Below are 15,732 nucleotides of genomic sequence, written 5' to 3' on the forward strand. Positions count from 1 at the left end.
GCTGGCCCGGGCTGGCGCAGGCCCTGGTGGCCGCGCCGCCACCCCGGGCCTGCTGCGCCCCCCCTGACCGACTGCCGCGCCGTGCTGCTTCAGCCTGTACCGGAAACCCCATGAACCGCCTGCTTCCTCGCCTGCTGCTCACGCCCGCCATGGCCACGCTCTTCCTCTGGATGATCGTGCCCCTGGTGATGACGGTGTATTTCTCGCTCATCCGCTACAACCTCATGCAGCCCGACGAATCGGGCTGGGCGGGCCTGGAGAATTTTGAGTTCTTCATCACCGACCCCTCGTTCGGCACCGCGGTGCTCAACACCGTGTGGCTGCTGGGCAGCGTGATCCCGATCACCGTGGTGTTGGGGGTGGCGATCGCGCTGCTCATCAACGACCCGTTTCCGGGCCGTGGCATCGTGCGGGTGCTGCTGATTTCGCCGTTCTTTGTCATGCCCACCGTGAACGCGCTGATGTGGAAGAACATGATGATGAACCCCATCTACGGCGTGCTGGCCCAGGTGTGGATCGCGTTCGGTGCGCAACCGGTGGACTGGCTCACCGACTACCCCCTGTTCTCGGTCATCGTCATGGTGTCCTGGCAGTGGCTGCCGTTTGCCACGCTGATCTTCATGACCGCGCTGCAGAGCATGAACCACGAACAGCTTGAGGCCGCCCGCATGGATGGCGCCTCCTACTTGCAGCAACTGCGCTACCTGTACCTGCCGCACCTGGGGCGCTCGATGGCGGTGGTGGTGATGATCGAGCTGATCTTCCTGCTCAGCATCTTTGCCGAGATCTACACCACCACCGGTGGTGGACCCGGCGATGCCAGCACCAATGTCACCTTCTTGATCTTCAAGCAGGCGCTGCTCAACTTCGACGCCGGCGTGGCATCGGCCGGGGCGCTGTTCGCGGTGCTGCTGGCCAACATCGCCGCCTGGTTCCTGATCCGCATGGTTGGCAAGAACCTCGACCAGTAAGGCTGCACCCCATGACCACTCGACGCCGTTCCCGACGCCTGCAGGGCCTGCTGATCCTGCGCACCACGCTGGCCTGGGCCGTGGCCCTGTTGCTGGTGTTTCCGCTGGCCTGGTTGTTTCTGACCGCCTTCAAGACCGAGTTGCAGGCGATTGCCGTGCCGCCGCAAATCCTGTTCACCCCGACACTGGAGAACTTCCACGAGGTGCAGGAGCGCAGCGACTACCTGCTCTACGCCAAGAACTCCGTCATCACCAGTGTGCTCTCCACGCTGCTGGGCCTGTTGCTGGCCGCGCCCGCGGCCTATGCGATGGCGTTCTTCAAAGGCCGCTACACCAAGGACATCCTCATGTGGATGCTCTCCACCAAGATGATGCCGGCCGTGGGCGCCCTGGTCCCCATCTATGTGCTGGCGCAAAAGAGCCACCTGCTCGACACCCAGCTGGCGCTGATCATCGTGTTCGCGCTGTCCAACCTGCCCATCATGGTCTGGATGCTGTACTCGCACTTCAAGGACATCCCGCGCGAGATCCTCGAGGCCGCGCGCATGGATGGCGCCACGCTGTGGCAAGAAGTGCGGCTGGTGCTGCTGCCGCTGGGCATGGGGGGGCTCGCTTCCACGGGCCTGCTGTGCCTGGTGCTGTCGTGGAACGAGGCCTTCTGGAGCCTGAACCTCAGCGCCGCCAAGGCGGGCACGCTGGCCACGCTGATCGCCTCCTACTCCAGCCCCGAGGGCCTGTTCTGGGCCAAGCTGTCGGCGGCCTCGCTGCTGGCCATTGCCCCCATCGTGGTGTTTGGCTGGTTCAGTCAAAAGCAACTGGTGCAAGGCCTCACCTTCGGCGCCGTGAAATGAGCCCGCCGCGCCACCCCTTCCTGCGCGGGGGCGGTCGGCAGCCCGGTCCCGCCGGTGCTGCGTCCCCCCTGGCAGCCCCTCACTTTGGCCGCGGCCTGTGCCTGCGGTCCCGACCCGAATCAACCTGTTTTGCGGAGCAATAGCGTGGCCTACCTTCAATTGCGTGGCATTGAAAAATTCTTTGGCGAGCACCGCGCCATCAAAGGCATCGACCTCACCATCCACCAGGGGGAGTTCATTGTGTTTGTCGGCCCCTCGGGCTGTGGCAAGTCCACTTTGCTGCGCCTGATCGCCGGGCTGGAGTCCATCGATGGTGGTGCGCTGAGGCTCGACGGCCGGGACATCACCGACCAGCCTTCGAGCCAGCGCGACCTGGCCATGGTGTTCCAGAGCTACGCGCTGTACCCGCACATGAGCGTCTACGAGAACATGAGCTTTGCGCTCAAGCTCGCCAAGGTCGACAAGCAGGTCATCGACGAGAAAGTGCAGAACGCCGCGCGCATCCTCAACCTCACCCAGTACCTGCAGCGCACCCCCAAAGAGCTGTCGGGTGGTCAGCGTCAACGCGTCGCCATCGGTCGCGCCATCGTGCGCGCGCCCAAGGTGTTCCTGTTTGACGAGCCGCTGTCCAACCTCGACGCCGCGCTGCGCGGCCAGACCCGGGTGGAGATTGCCAAGCTGCACCGTGACCTGGGCGCCACCACCATCTACGTGACGCATGACCAGGTCGAGGCCATGACGCTGGCCGACAAGGTGGTGGTGCTGCGCGACGGCCAGATCGAGCAGGTGGGGTCGCCGCTGGAGCTCTATGACCGGCCCGCCAACCAGTTCGTGGCGCAGTTCATCGGCACGCCGCAGATGAATGTGCTGCCGCTGGACCAGCTGCCGGCCGCCTTGCAGCGCTGCGCCCCCGCGGCGGCGGCGGGGGGCTCGATCGGGCTGCGGCCCGAGGCCGTCAGCGTGCAGGCCCCGGGGCAGGGCTCGGTCAACGGGCAGGTCGAGCTGGTCGAGGCCCTGGGGGCCGAAACCCTGCTGTACGTGCGCACCGTCGAGGGCGCGTCCCTGGTGGCCCGCCTCAACGCACGCACCCCGCTGGTGGCGGGCGACCCCGTCTCGCTCCAGGTGGCCACCGAGCAGGCGCATTGGTTTGACCCCGCCGGGCGCGTGGTCCCGGCCCCGGCCGCCGGGCCCGCCAGCGCCGCTTGATCGCCGAACCCCTTTTGCCTTTTTGACGTCGCCATCCCATGACCAACGCACACGACACGCTCACCATCCTGCACCTGGGGCTGGGCTCCTTCCACCGCGCCCACCAGGCCCTGTACCTGCACCAACTGCACCAGCTCGGCGACACCCGCTGGGTGCTGGCCGGGGGCAACCTGCGGCCCGACATGCCCGACACCATCGCCGCGCTGCAAGCCCAGGGCGGGGCCTACACGCTGGAGACGGTCAGCGCCCAGGGCGAGCGCCGTTACACCTGGGTCGAGTCGATCCGCACCGTGGTGCCCTACACGCCGGACCTGTCGGGCCTGGTGGCCCTGGCCACCCAGCCCGGCACGCGCATCCTGTCGTTCACGGTGACCGAGGCCGGCTACTACCTCGACAGCCAGCACCAGCTCGACTGGGCCGCGGCCCCGGACCTGCAGGCCGATTTGCAGGCGCTGCGCGAGGGCCGCGCCGGCAGCACGCTGTACGGGGCCCTCACCACTTTGCTGCGCGCTCGGCGTGACGCGGGGGCCGGGGCCATCACCCTGCTCAACTGCGACAACCTGCGCCACAACGGCGACCGCTCGCGCAGCGGCCTGCTGCAGTTCGTGCAGGCCCTGGGGGACACGTCGCTGGCCGACTGGATCGTCAGCCACACCAGCAGCCCCAACGCGATGGTGGACCGCATCACCCCGCGCCCGACCGCCGAGGTGGTGGCGCGGGTTCGGGCTGCCACGGGCCGCACCGACCCGGCCGCCCTGATGGGCGAGAGCTTCATCCAGTGGGTCATCGAGGACCGCTTTGTCAACGGCCGCCCCGCATGGGAACGCGTGGGGGTGGAGTTGGTCGAGTCCGTCGCGGCCTACGAAGAAGCCAAGATCCGCCTGCTCAATGCCACGCACAGCTGCATCGCCTGGGCCGGCACCCTGGTGGGCTACCAGTTCATCCATGAAGGCACGCGCGACCCGGCCATCCGCCAGCTGGCCTACGACTACGTGACCCAGGACACCATCCCCGTGCTGCAACCCAGCCCGCTGGACCTGGCCGCCTACCGCGACGTGGTGCTGGAGCGCTTTGGCAACCCCGCCATCGAAGACACCAACCAGCGCGTGGCCATGGACGGCTACAGCAAGATCCCCGGCTTCATTGCCCCCACGCTTCGCGAGCGCCTGGCGCGCGGCGAGGGCATCGCCGCGGTGGCCGTGCTGCCGGCTCTGTTCCTGGCCTACCTGCAGCGCTGGCACGCCGGGCAGATTCCCTACACCTACCAGGACCAGGCCATGGACCCCGCCGCGGCCCACGCCATTTGCGAGTCGCCCGACCCGGTGGCCGCGTTCGCCGCCGACCCGGTGCTGTGGGGCGAGCTGGCGGGCGACGCACGCCTGGTGCAGGCCCTGCGCCTGGCCAGCCGCCAGGTGGCGGAGTGGGTTGCCGATCACCCGCGTCAGCGGGCCGCCGCACAATAAGCCCGCCCGCTGTCCACCCACTGCCCACCCGCCCAACCACGCCATGTCCTCGCTTCACGCCCTGCCGCGACTCACCAAGCCTGAGCTTGAGCATGCCTATTCCCGCTCGCCCGAACTGGGCTACGAGTCGCCCGACACGGCGGGCTTCATCTGCTGCCTGTCTCACGGATTTCCGACCCCGCTGGCGCGCTGGCACTACCACGACGAGTACGAGTTGCACCTGATCACGGCCTCGTCGGGCAAGGTCTTTGTCGGCGACTGGATCGGCCAGTTCGCGCCCGGCCAGCTGGTGCTGACCGGGCCGCGCCTGCCCCACAACTGGATCAGCATGGACGTGCCCGAGGCCGGCTACCCCGAGCGCGATCTGGTGGTGCAGTTCCCGCACCAGCCGCTGGTGGAGGCCAGCCAGGGCATCCCGGAGCTGCGCGAGGTGATGCCCCTGCTGGAGCGGGCGCGCCACGGCATCGAGTTCTTTGGCCTGCAGGCCCAGGCCACGGCGCACTGGCAGCGCATCAAGTCCACCCAGGGGCTGGCGCGCTTTGCGGCGTTTTGCGAGTGGATGGGCGAGCTGGCCCGCTGCACCGACTACCGCCTGTTGTCCAGCGCACAGCTGCAAAGCGAGGACAGCGACACCCAGCTGGCGCAGATCAACGACATCGTCAGCCGCATCACGGACCACCTGGCCGAGCCGCTGTCGGCGGCCGACCTGGCCCAAGAGCTGGGCATGACGGAGAGTCGCTTTTCGCGCTTCTTCCGCCGCGCCACGGGCAACACCTTCACCGACTTTGTGAACCTGGTGCGCGTCAACCGGGCCTGCCAGCTGCTGATGGAGACCGACCGCTACATCACCCACATCGCCTACGACGTGGGCTTCAACAACATGGCCAACTTCAACCGCCGTTTCCTGGACATCAAGGGCATGACCCCCCGCGAATACCGCAAGCAGGGCGTCGGTCGCTTTGGCAAGACCGCGGCGCCCGGCCCCACGGCCTGAGGGCGAGGCCGCGCCCCCTGAGCCCACCGGCCGGCGCCCCCCACCCGCCCAAGCCCCTGGCCCCGTGGCGGCCGGCCTGGCCGCGGTCCGCGCGCCCCGCGGGCATGCCCCGGCCGCCCCCCCATCCCCTTGAACCCCTTCTCTGACAGGTCCCACCCCATGTACCTCGGAATCGACCTCGGCACCTCGGGTGTCAAGCTCCTGTTGCTCGACGAACAACAGCGCGCCGTCGCCACGGCCGACGCCGCCGTCCCCCAGCACCGGCCCCAGGCGGGGTGGAGCGAGCAACACCCGGCCGATTGGCTGGCGGCGCTCGAGACCGCGGTGCAGCAGCTGCGGGCACAGTCACCGGCGGCCTGGGCCCAGGTGCGTGGCATCGGCCTGTCGGGGCACATGCACGGGGCGGTGGTGCTGGACGCCCAGGGCCAGGTGCTGCGACCGGCCATCCTGTGGAACGACGGCCGGGCCAGTGCCGAATGTGCCGCGCTGGAGCGTGCGGTCCCCAGCTCGCGTCAGATCACCGGCAACCTGGCCATGCCGGGTTTCACCGCCCCCAAACTGCTGTGGCTGCGCACCCACGAGCCGGCGCTGTTCGCGCAGATCCGACGCGTGCTGCTCCCCAAAGATTGGCTGCGCTGGCAACTCACCGGGCGGGCCGTGAGCGACCTGTCCGACGCCTCGGGCACGCTGTGGCTCGATGTGCAGGCCCGCGCCTGGAGCCCCACCCTGCTGCAGGCTTGTGGCCTGGACCTCTCCCACATGCCCGCGCTGGCCGAGGGCAGTGCGCCCACCGGCACCCTGCTGGGCGAGGTGGCGCGCCGCTGGGGCCTGACGGGCGAGGTGGTGGTGGCGGCCGGGGCCGGCGACAACGCGGCCAGCGCCGTCGGTGTCGGGGCCCGCACGGCCGGGCAGGGCTTCGTCTCGCTGGGCACCTCGGGCGTGGTGTTTCAGGTCACCGACGCCTTTGCGCCCGCCACGGCGCGCGCCGTGCACGCCTTTGCCCATGCGCTGCCGCAGCGCTGGCACCAGATGTCGGTCATGCTCAGCGCCGCCAGTGCCTTTGGCTGGGTGACGCGCCTGACCGGGCAGGGCGACGAGGCGCACCTGTCGGCCCAGGTTGCAGCCCTGAGCGCCGATCGGCAACGCCAGGCGCCGCTGTTCCTGCCCTACCTCAGTGGCGAGCGCACACCGCACAACAACGCGGCCGCCAGCGGCGTCTTCATGGGCCTGCGGGCCGAGCACGAGGCGGTTGACCTGGCCTACGCGGTGATGGAGGGCGTGGGCTTCGGCCTGCTCGACGGCCTCAACGGCATGCGCCAGGCGCGCGCCGCGGCCGACACCAGCGAAGCCCCTCTGGCCCTGGTGGGCGGCGGGGCGCGCAGCGGGGCCTGGGCCCAGCTGCTGGCCAGCACCTTGGGCCTGCCGCTGCAGCGCCCCGAGGGGGCCCATGCCGCCGCGGCCCTGGGCGCCGCCCGCCTGGCCGCCATGGCCTGTGGCGGCGATGAGGCGCACTGGTGCCAGCCCCTGGCCGCCGAGGCCACCTACCTGCCGCGGCCCGAGCAGCAAGCCTGGCTGGCCGAACGCCAGGCCCGCTTTGTCGCCTTGTACCCCGCCTTGCAAGCCCATTTCTGAGCCCCCAGGCCCCACCCGTCCGCGCTGTCCCCGCCCCTGTTTGGGGTGGATCTCACCCCCTTCGCCCTCACACACTTCGCCATGACCCATGCCGCCACCCCCCAGCCTTCGCCCCTTCAGGTCGCCGTCGCGGGCGAAGCCCTGATCGATCTGATCCGCCGCCCCGATGGCAGCTACCTGCCGTGCCTGGGCGGTGCGCTCTACAACCTGTGCCGGGCGCTGGCCCGCCAGGGGGTGGGCACGCAGTACCTGAACCCGCTGTCGCAGGACCGCTTCGGCCGCGACCTGGCGGCGCAGCTGGTGGCCGACGGCGTGCACCTCGCGCAAGCCGAGCCGGTGCCCGAGGTCACCTCCCTGGCGGTGGTCAACCTCGACGACCAGGGCCACCCCGACTACGCGTTCTACCGCGACGGTGTGGCCGACCGCGCGGTCTCGGCCCAGGGCCTGGACGCCGCCTGCGCGGCCTTGCCCGGGCTACAAATCACCTGCACCGGCGCGCTGGCGCTGGACGCCCGCGACACCGAGCGTTACCTGCCCTGGCTGGCGGCCCAGCGCGCCGCCGGCCACTGCGTGGTGGTGGACGCCAACCTGCGCCCCTCGGTCATGCCCGACCTTGGCGCTTACCGCCGCACCGTGCACGCGGCCTTGGCCCACGCCCACCTCATCAAGGTCAGCGACGAGGACCTGGTGCACCTGGGCGTGCCGGGAGGCGATGCGCTGGCCCAGGCCCGCCAGCTGCTGGCCGCCCACCCGCAGGCCCAGCTGCTGGCGCTGACGCTGGGGGCCGAGGGCGCCTGGCTGTTGCACCGTCAGGGCTTTGCCTGTTTTGCGCGCGAGGCGCAGGCCCTGCCGGTGGTGGACACCGTGGGCGCGGGTGACAGCTTTTTGGCCGGCTTGCTGGCCCACCTGCTGCACCAGACCCCACCCGCGCGGCGCGGTCAGTTTGCGGCCGACCTGGCGCAGCGTGGCGCGGCGGCCTGTGGGCAGGCCTTGCGCCATGCCCTGGCCAGTGCCAGCCTGTGTGTGATGGCCCAGGGCTGCGTCCCGCCCAGCTGGGCGGCCGCCGCGGCCTGGGCCCGGCAACACCCGGCTGAGACGGCTGAGACGGCTGAGACGGCTGAGACGGCTGAGACGGCTGAGACGGCCTGAGCGCCCGGGGCTGGGGCTGGGGCGGCTCGGTCTGCGCGCGCCGCGGGCGGCTGGTGCCTCAGCGGGCGGCCCCGTCCGCGGCGTCCAGCTGGATCAGCACCCGCGCCACCAGGCCCGCGATCGAGCCGTCGTGGCGGAAGCCGGCCGCCTCGGCTGCCGGGGTGTCGATGGCCGGGTAGCGGCCAAAGCGCGCCTCGATCTCGGCGTCCGGGTGGTAGGCCAGGTGCGGCGGTGCCTCGGCCCCCAGGGCCTGTTCGATGGCCTGCACGACCTGGTCCACCGACGCCGTCAACACCGGCACCTGCCAGCAGCGGCTGGCCGGCAGGCCGTCGGCGGGCAGGGTGGCGGCGTGCAGCAGGTTGTCCAGGCAGCAGCCCAGCGACATCCACCAGGCGGTGGCCTGCGGCGAGGTCGGGCAGCGGTACACCTGGCCCTCGCGCAGGGCATGAAAAATCTGGCTCATGAAGGCCGAGCCGTGGCCTGATTCGCGGCTCGGGCGGGCCACGATGCCGGGCAAGCGCAGGCTGCGGCCGTCCAGTTCGCCGCGCCGGCTGTGGTCGGCCAGCAGCAGCTCGGTCATCCATTTGTGGGTGCCATAGCTCAGCGCCGGTTGGGGCCGCGCGTCCTCGTGCAGGCGGCGGCTGGGGTCGGTCGGGCCGTACACCGCCACCGAGCTGGCCAACACCACCCGCGGCACCGGGGCTGTGGCGGACTGGCGGCGCTGTTGCGCCAGCGCGTTCAGCAGGGCCACCGGGGCCAGCAGGTTGGCCGCCAGGCCCAGCTCGGGGTCGCGCTCGGCCTGCGCGCCGGGCAGGCTGGCGAGGTGGAACACCAGGTCCACCGGCGTGGCCAGCACGCGCTGGAGCAGCGCCGGGTCGCTCAGGTCCCCCGCGTGCTGCTCGACCTGGGGCGCCGTCGGGGGCGCCCTGAACTGGCGGTCCAGCAGGCTCAGGTGCAGTGGGCGGGCGGCGAGGGCCGGTGGCGGCTCGGTGAGCAGGCGCTGCACCAGGGCGGCACCGACAAAGCCATCGGCCCCTGTGATCAGGATGTGCATGGGATCAGGCCTTCGGGGGATACGCGACCACGCGCTGATCGATCACGCCAAATGGCCCCGGGCCCCCCTCGGGCCCGCAGGCTTCCATGCGCACCAGGTCGCCAAAGCGCATGAAGCCGGTGCGGATCTCGCCCTGGTCCAGCAGTTCGATCACCCGGCGCTCGGCGATGCAACTGGAGCCGCGCTCGCGCGCCGCATTCGACACCGTGCCCGAGCCGATCACCGTGCCCGCGCTCAGGCGCCGGGTGCGCGCCGCGTGCGCGATCAGCTCATGAAACCCGAAGTTCATTTCCCGCCCATGCGGGTGACCGAACCAGGCGCCGTTCCAGTGCACCTGCAGCGCCAGGTGCACCCGGCCGTCCTGCCAGTGCGGGCCCAGCTCGTCGGGCGTGATGGCCACCGGGGCCCAGCTGCACGACGGCTTGGCCTGCAAGAAGCCGAAGCCGCTTTTCATCTCGCGCGGCCCCAGTGCGCGCAGGCTCCAGTCGTTGATCTGCACCAGCAGGCGCACATGCGCCAGGGCCCGCTCGGCGGGCGTGGCCATGGGCACTTCGTCGAGCACCACCCCGAACTCGCCCTCGAAATCAATGCCATCGGCCTCGCTGGGCAGGGGCACGTCGGCCCGCGGCCCCAGGAAGTCGTCGCTGGCCCCCTGGTACATCACGGGCACGGTGTCGAACGCCGGGATCGGGGGCGTGTTGAAGGCGCGCTCCATCAGGCGGCCGTGGTTCAGGAACGCCGAGCCATCGCACCACTGCGGGCTGCGTGGCAGGGGCGCGGCCAGCCGCTCGGTGTTGAGGGCGAAGGCGCCCGCCACCTGGCCGGCATTCAAGGCGTCGTAACGCTGTTGCAGGGCCGGGGCCACCTGGGCCCAGTGCTGCACCGCGTGCAGCAGGTGGGGCGCCAGGTCGCTGGCGTCGCAGGCCTGTTGCAGGTCGCGCGAGACCAGCAGCAGGCGGCCATCCAGGCCGCCATCGGCCAGGGTTGCAAATTTCATGGTGTCTCCCAAAAAATGAAGTCGGTGACGTGCGCGCGGGCGGCGCGTCGTCAGCTGCCGTCGGACACCGTGGTGCCCCCATCGACGACCAGGTTCTGGCCGGTGATGAAGCCGCCCGCGGCGCTCAGCAGCAATACCGCCAGGCCGGCCACCTCGTGTGGCTCGCCGACGCGGCGCAGCGGGGTCTGGGCCAGGCGGCGTGACATGAAGTCGTGGTTGTTGAGCAGCTCGGTGGCCAGCGGGGTGCGGATCAGGCCCGGCGAGAGGGCGTTCACGCACACGCCCTGCGGGCCCCATTCGATGGCCAGGTTGCGCGCCAGCTGGGCCAGCGCCGCTTTCGACAGGCCGTACAGCCCGATGCGGCCATTGCCGCGCAGGCCCGCGATGCTGGACATCAGCACCACGCGCGCGCCGCCCTGAGCGGCCATGGCCGGCAGCAGGCCGGCGCACAGCCGGTGCACGCTGCGCAGGTTGATGTCCATGACCTGCTCCCAGGCCGCGTCGCTGACCGCGTGCAGGGGGCCGGCCGGGCCTTGCACCCCGGCATTGCAGACCAGGCCATGGGGCAGGCCAAAGGGCTGGGCCGCGTCGCGGATCAGCGCCCGGACCTGGTCGGGGTCGGCCAGGTCACAGGGCAGGGCGTGCGCCGCATGGCCCGCGTGGCGCAGGGCCTGGGTCAGTTGCTCGCAGGCCGCCGGGTCGCGGTCGCACACCAGCAGCTGGGCGCCGTGCGCGGCCAGGGCCTGGCACAGCGCCTGCCCCAGGCCGCCGGTGGCACCCGTGACCAGCACGGTGCGCCCCTGCAGGTCGAACAAGGGGCTGTGGGGGACGGCGGCCATGGGCTCAGTCCAGCGTGACGCCCACGGCCTTGATCACCTGGCCCCAGCGCTCGGTCTCGGCCTGGATGAACTGGCCGAAGTCGCTGCTGCTCTGCGGCGCCGGGGTGACGGCAAAGTCACCAAAGCGTTCCATGACCTCGGGCGACTGCACCGCCTTGACCACCGCGGCGTGCAGTTGCTCGACCACCGCCGCCGGGGTGCCCTGGCGCAGCACCACACCGGTCCAGCCCGGCGCGTTGAGCTTGGCATAGCCCAGTTCGCTCATGGTCGGCACCTGGGGCAGCTGGCTCAGTCGCTTGTCGGTGCCCACCACGGCCAGCGCCCGCAACTTGCCTTCGCGCACATGCGGCAGGCTGTTGGCGGCCACGTCCAGCATGACGTCGATGTGGCCCCCCATCAGGTCCTGCAGCGCGGGCGCCGCCCCCTTGTAGGCCACATGTTGCAGGTTGCCATTGAACTCGCGCTTGAGCATTTCCATCCAGATGTGGGGCTGGCTGCCGACGCCGAAGGAGCCGTAGTTCAGGGCCTTGTCCGACTTGGCGGCCTTTTGCAGGTCGGCCACCGACTTCAGCGGGCTGTTCGGTGGCACCACCAGCACCAGGGCCGAGGTCAGCAGGCGTGTCAGCGGGATGAAGTCCTTTTGCACGTCGTAGTTCAACCGGGGGTAGAGCGAGGTGTTCATGGCCAGGGGGCCAATGTCGCCGTACAGCAGCGTGTGCCCATCGGCGGGCAATTGCTTGACATAGGCCGCAGCGATCTGGCCGCCCGCGCCGGGCTTGTTCTCGACGATCACGGGCTGCTTCAGGCTTTGGGTCAGCTGCTGGGCCAGCACGCGGGACAGGGCGTCGCCAAAGCCCCCGGCCGGGTAGGGCACCACCCAGGTGATGGCGCGGTTGGGAAATTTGCTGGCGCTTTGCGCCCAGCTGCCCGTGGCGCAGGCAGCGCCCAGGGCCGAGATAAAGATGCGGCGTTGGTGGTTCACGTCAGTCCCCTTGTTCTGTTGGCTTTCGATCCCGGCGGGACACGCCCCCTGCTGGGGTGGCCCGCTTGGCTCGAAGCGCAGTGTGCTTGGGTGGACTGCCGGGAACTTGCGCTGACTGTCACTTTCTTGCGCTGTTCAGGGCCCGCGGCGCAGGGCGCTGGGGGTGTCGCCCCAGTGCCGGTGAAAGGTGCGGCTGAAATGCGAGGGGGTGGCAAAGCCCAGCGCCGCAGCGATCTCGGCAATCGACTTGCGGCTGTGGCGCAGTTGCTCGAGCGCCTTGTCCATCTTGCACTTCAGCACGTACTGGTGCGGCGTCAGGCCACAGCTGAACTTGAAGTTGCGGCTGAAGTGGTAGGGGCTCAGGTGGCAGGCGTCGGCCATCTCCTGCAGGCTCACCGCGCGGTGCAACTGGCTGTCGACCAGGTCGAACACGGTGCGCAGCTGGCGCTGTGTCAGGCCCGAGCGCTTGAGGGCCTGCTCGCCGGGGGCGCGGTAATGCTCCAGCAGGTGCACGGCCACGCTGAGCGCCATGCCTTCGGCAAAGCGGGTGTGCAGGGAGGTGTTGTCGCTCAGCGAGGTCACCAGCGTGCGCGTGATGTCGCCCAGCAGCCGGTCCTGCACCCCAAAGCAGCTGCGCAGCGGCAGCGGCCCCAGCGGCTCGCCGTGCACGCGCTCCAGCCACTGCGGCGACAGGTCCAGGTGCAGGTTGTCGCGCGGCAGTTCGGTGCGCCAGAAGCTCGGGGTGTGGGCCGGCAGCACCAGCACCTCGCCGGGGCGCCACAGGGTGTCCGAGTTCAGGCGGCCATGCTGCTGTTGCAGCCGCGTGGCCGGCCCGTTGCGCACGATGATGCAGTGCTTGCCCGCGGGCGGGATGTAGAGGTCGGCCGCGTCGGCGATCTGGTGCCACACCGACAGCCCGTGCCAGGGCCGGCCACGGCTGGACAGGCGGATCTGCTCATCGGGCACGGCCGCCAGCGGCTCGTCCAGGTAGGCTTGCTGGGCTTGTCGCCAGCGTTTTTCGTCGAAAGAAGGGGGCATCACAGGTCTCCACAGCGCGCCCCGTGATCTTGCCAGCACTGGGCCGCTTTGGGCATGGGTGGGGCCCTGCCCCCCCTCGAAGGGCCTCAGACCCCGAGGTGGGTTTTCCAGAGGCTGCGGTCGCTGTCGAGTTCGGCCGAGCTGCCCTGCCACACCACGCGGCCGCGCTCCAGGATGAAATGCCGGTCGGCCAGGCGCACCAGGCGGTCCACGTACTTGTCGACCACCAGGATGGTCTGGCCCGCCTCGCGCAGCTGCGCCAGGCACTGCCAGATCTCCTCGCGGATCACCGGTGCCAGCCCCTCGGTGGCCTCGTCAAGGATCAGCAGGCGCGGGTTGGTCGACAGCGCGCGGCCAATCGCCAGCATCTGCTGCTCGCCGCCCGACAGCTGGTTGCCCAGGTTCTGGGCCCGCTCCTTGAGGCGCGGGAACATGCGGTAGATGCGCTCGACGTTCCAGCTGTCGCGCTGGCCGTTGCGCACGTCCGCAAAGGCCACCAGGTGCTCGTGCACGGTGAGGTTGGGGAAGCACTGGCGCCCTTCGGGCACCACGGCCATGCCCAGGCGCGCGATGGCGTCGGGGCGCAGCCCATCGAGGCGCTGGCCGCCAAACTGGATCGAGCCCTGGCGCAGGGTCAGGTCACCGATCAGGGTCTTGATGGTGGTGCTCTTGCCCATGCCGTTGCGGCCCAGCAGGGTCACCACCTGGCCGCTGGCAATCTCCAGGTCGATGCCAAACAGCACCTGGCTGGCGCCGTAGCCGGCCGTCAGGCCGTGGGCGCTGAGCAGGGGAACGGTCGCGCTCATACAGCGGCCTCCGTGGTTTCAGTGCCGAGGTAAACGGCTTGCACTTGCGGGTGGTTGCGGATGGTCTCCACGTCGCCCGACACCAGCACCTGGCCGTACACCAGCACGGTGATTCGGTCGGCCAGCGCGAACACCGCTTTCATGTCGTGTTCGATCAGCAGGATCGCCATGTCCTGGCGCAGCGTGTGGATCAGCTCGGTCATGCGCTCGCTGTCCTCGGGGCCCATGCCCGCCATCGGCTCGTCCAGCAACAGGAGCTTGGGCCGCGCGGCCAGGGCCAGCGCCACATCGAGCTGGCGCTGGGCGCCGTGGGGCAGGGTGCCGGCGATGCGTTGCAGGGCGTGGGCCAGCCCGACGCGGGCCGCCAGGGCCCGGGCGGCCTCGGCCAGGGCCAGGTCGCGCCGGCGGTCGGCCAGAAAGCGCAGGCTGCTGCCCGACTGCGCCTGCACGGCCAGCAGCAGGTTGTCGAGCACGGTGGCCTTGGGGAAGATGCTGGTGATCTGGAAGCAGCGCGACAAGCCGGCCCGGATGCGGGCGTCCATGGGCAGGGGCGTGAGGTCGGTGCCATCAAGCTCGATGCGCCCCGCATCGGGCGCGTGCAGCCCCGAGATCAGGTTCACCAAGGTCGATTTGCCGGCGCCGTTGGGCCCGATCAGGGCGTGGATCTCGCCGGGGCGCACCTCCAGCGAGACGTGGTTGGTGGCCAGCAGGGCGCCAAAGCGCTTGACCAGTCCTTGAACAACAAACAGGCTCATGGGGTTTCTCCGGCGGCAGGGTCGGCTGCCGCGCGCTCACTGTGGGCGCGGCGCCGCGGCCAGCGCCCGGCCTCGAACAGCCCGGCCAGGCCACGCGGCGCGACAAACACAATCACGATCAGCAGCAGGCCCAGCGGCAGGTGCCAGTACTCGGTGAACTGCTTGACCAGTTCTTCCAGCCCGATCCACACCACGGCGCCCACCGGCCCGCCCCAGCGCAGGCCGACACCGCCAATCACCACCATCACGATCAAGGTGGCGGACTGCGTCCAGTGCATCACCGAGGGGCTGACAAAGGCGTTGTGGGACACCAGCAAGGCGCCCGCCAGCCCGGCCAGCGCGCCCGACAGCGCAAACGCCACCAGCATCAGGCGGAACACCGGGTAGCCCATGGCGCGCATGCGGGTCTCGTTGTCGCGCAGGCCCATCAGGGCGTGGCCAAAGCGCGAGTGGGTGGCGCGGTTCAGGCCCGCCATCACCAAGGCCACCAGGGCCAGCACGACCCAGTAGAAGGTGGCTTCGTCGGCGCTGTCCAGGCCCAGGCCCAAGCTGGGGCGGGCCAGCAGGTTGTAGCCGTCGTCGCCGCCGTACACGCGCAGCGACACGGCCACGTAGTACAGCATCTGGGCAAAGGCCAGCGTGCTCATGATCAGGTAGACACCGCGCGTGCGCAGCGCGATCAGCCCAATCAGGGCCGCCACCGCGCCCGCCACCACCATGGCCGCAGGCCACAGCAGCCAGGCCGACTCAACGCCCGCGTCCGCCAGTGCCACCAGCGCATAGGCCCCCACCCCCAGAAAGCCCGCGTGGCCCAGCGCGGCCATGCCGCCAAAGCCCAGGATGAAGTTGAGGCTGGCGGCGGCCAGCGCCAAGATCAGCGCGCGGCGCACAAAGCTGACATAAAAGTCCAGCCCCAGCGACGGCGCCACCAGCGGGAACAGGGCCAGCAGCGCGCACAGCAACCAAGGCAAGCAACGTTCGAATTTCATCATCAC

At 70.2% G+C, this 15,732-nt stretch carries 15 protein-coding genes; 7 read left to right on the plus strand and 8 right to left on the minus strand.

Translation table 11 applies throughout. The annotated features are described in order from the left end of the window. The first annotated feature begins 110 nt into the window (after positions 1-110). The 7 genes from PSQ40_RS08900 to PSQ40_RS08930 all read left to right on the plus strand — a co-directional run bounded on the left by PSQ40_RS08900 (position 111) and on the right by PSQ40_RS08930 (position 8,266). Positions 111-971, plus strand: coding sequence for a carbohydrate ABC transporter permease (locus PSQ40_RS08900; protein ID WP_273950729.1), 861 nt, complete (start codon positions 111-113; stop codon positions 969-971). An 11-nt stretch (positions 972-982) separates the two neighbouring features. After that, entirely contained in the window at positions 983-1,822 is an 840-nt protein-coding gene (locus tag PSQ40_RS08905; protein ID WP_273950734.1) for a carbohydrate ABC transporter permease, read from the plus strand. Positions 1,823-1,966: 144 nt separating this feature from the next. Next, entirely contained in the window at positions 1,967-3,028 is a 1,062-nt protein-coding gene (locus PSQ40_RS08910; protein WP_273950738.1) for an ABC transporter ATP-binding protein, read from the plus strand. 38 nt (positions 3,029-3,066) lie between these two features. Next, complete coding sequence (gene dalD / locus PSQ40_RS08915; RefSeq protein WP_273950745.1) at positions 3,067-4,491, plus strand: D-arabinitol 4-dehydrogenase; 1,425 nt, start codon at positions 3,067-3,069, stop codon at positions 4,489-4,491. A gap of 43 nt (positions 4,492-4,534) precedes the next feature. Then, positions 4,535-5,485, plus strand: a complete 951-nt coding sequence (locus PSQ40_RS08920; protein ID WP_273950752.1) for an AraC family transcriptional regulator — start codon at positions 4,535-4,537, stop codon at positions 5,483-5,485. Positions 5,486-5,644: 159 nt separating this feature from the next. Continuing rightward, positions 5,645-7,117: a xylulokinase gene (xylB, locus tag PSQ40_RS08925; RefSeq protein ID WP_273950760.1), complete on the plus strand. Its 1,473-nt coding sequence runs from the start codon at positions 5,645-5,647 to the stop codon at positions 7,115-7,117. Between the two features lie 81 nt (positions 7,118-7,198). Next, positions 7,199-8,266 carry a PfkB family carbohydrate kinase gene (locus tag PSQ40_RS08930; RefSeq protein ID WP_273950767.1) on the plus strand — a complete coding sequence of 356 codons (1,068 nt, stop codon included), beginning with the start codon at positions 7,199-7,201 and terminating at the stop codon, positions 8,264-8,266. Positions 8,267-8,324: 58 nt separating this feature from the next. On the opposite strand, the gene PSQ40_RS08935 is transcribed toward PSQ40_RS08930, so the two are convergent. The 8 genes from PSQ40_RS08935 to PSQ40_RS08970 form a co-directional block, all read right to left on the minus strand. Next, the gene (locus tag PSQ40_RS08935; RefSeq protein WP_273950774.1) at positions 8,325-9,320 is read right to left on the minus strand and encodes an NAD-dependent epimerase/dehydratase family protein; all 996 of its coding nucleotides are present in this window, start codon (positions 9,318-9,320) and stop codon (positions 8,325-8,327) included. A 4-nt stretch (positions 9,321-9,324) separates the two neighbouring features. Continuing rightward, positions 9,325-10,317 (minus strand): fumarylacetoacetate hydrolase family protein, encoded by a 993-nt coding sequence (locus tag PSQ40_RS08940; RefSeq protein ID WP_273950780.1) that lies wholly within the window; start codon positions 10,315-10,317, stop codon positions 9,325-9,327. Positions 10,318-10,367: 50 nt separating this feature from the next. After that, entirely contained in the window at positions 10,368-11,156 is a 789-nt protein-coding gene (locus PSQ40_RS08945; protein ID WP_273950787.1) for an SDR family NAD(P)-dependent oxidoreductase, read from the minus strand. Between the two features lie 4 nt (positions 11,157-11,160). Continuing rightward, positions 11,161-12,138 carry a Bug family tripartite tricarboxylate transporter substrate binding protein gene (locus PSQ40_RS08950; RefSeq protein WP_273950794.1) on the minus strand — a complete coding sequence of 326 codons (978 nt, stop codon included), beginning with the start codon at positions 12,136-12,138 and terminating at the stop codon, positions 11,161-11,163. Between the two features lie 135 nt (positions 12,139-12,273). Next, positions 12,274-13,176: a helix-turn-helix transcriptional regulator gene (locus PSQ40_RS08955; protein ID WP_273950800.1), complete on the minus strand. Its 903-nt coding sequence runs from the start codon at positions 13,174-13,176 to the stop codon at positions 12,274-12,276. An 86-nt stretch (positions 13,177-13,262) separates the two neighbouring features. Then, the gene (locus PSQ40_RS08960; protein ID WP_273950806.1) at positions 13,263-13,982 is read right to left on the minus strand and encodes an ABC transporter ATP-binding protein; all 720 of its coding nucleotides are present in this window, start codon (positions 13,980-13,982) and stop codon (positions 13,263-13,265) included. Continuing rightward, positions 13,979-14,737 (minus strand): ABC transporter ATP-binding protein, encoded by a 759-nt coding sequence (locus tag PSQ40_RS08965; RefSeq protein ID WP_273950809.1) that lies wholly within the window; start codon positions 14,735-14,737, stop codon positions 13,979-13,981. The genes PSQ40_RS08960 and PSQ40_RS08965 overlap by 4 nt, the downstream gene beginning before the upstream one ends. Beyond that, positions 14,734-15,726, minus strand: coding sequence for a branched-chain amino acid ABC transporter permease (locus tag PSQ40_RS08970; protein WP_273950815.1), 993 nt, complete (start codon positions 15,724-15,726; stop codon positions 14,734-14,736). Before PSQ40_RS08970 ends, PSQ40_RS08965 begins: the two co-directional genes overlap by 4 nt. Between the last annotated feature and the right edge of the window lie 6 nt (positions 15,727-15,732).

The sequence above is a fragment of the Curvibacter cyanobacteriorum genome (assembly GCF_028649475.1).
Classification (GTDB): domain Bacteria; phylum Pseudomonadota; class Gammaproteobacteria; order Burkholderiales; family Burkholderiaceae_C; genus Curvibacter; species Curvibacter cyanobacteriorum.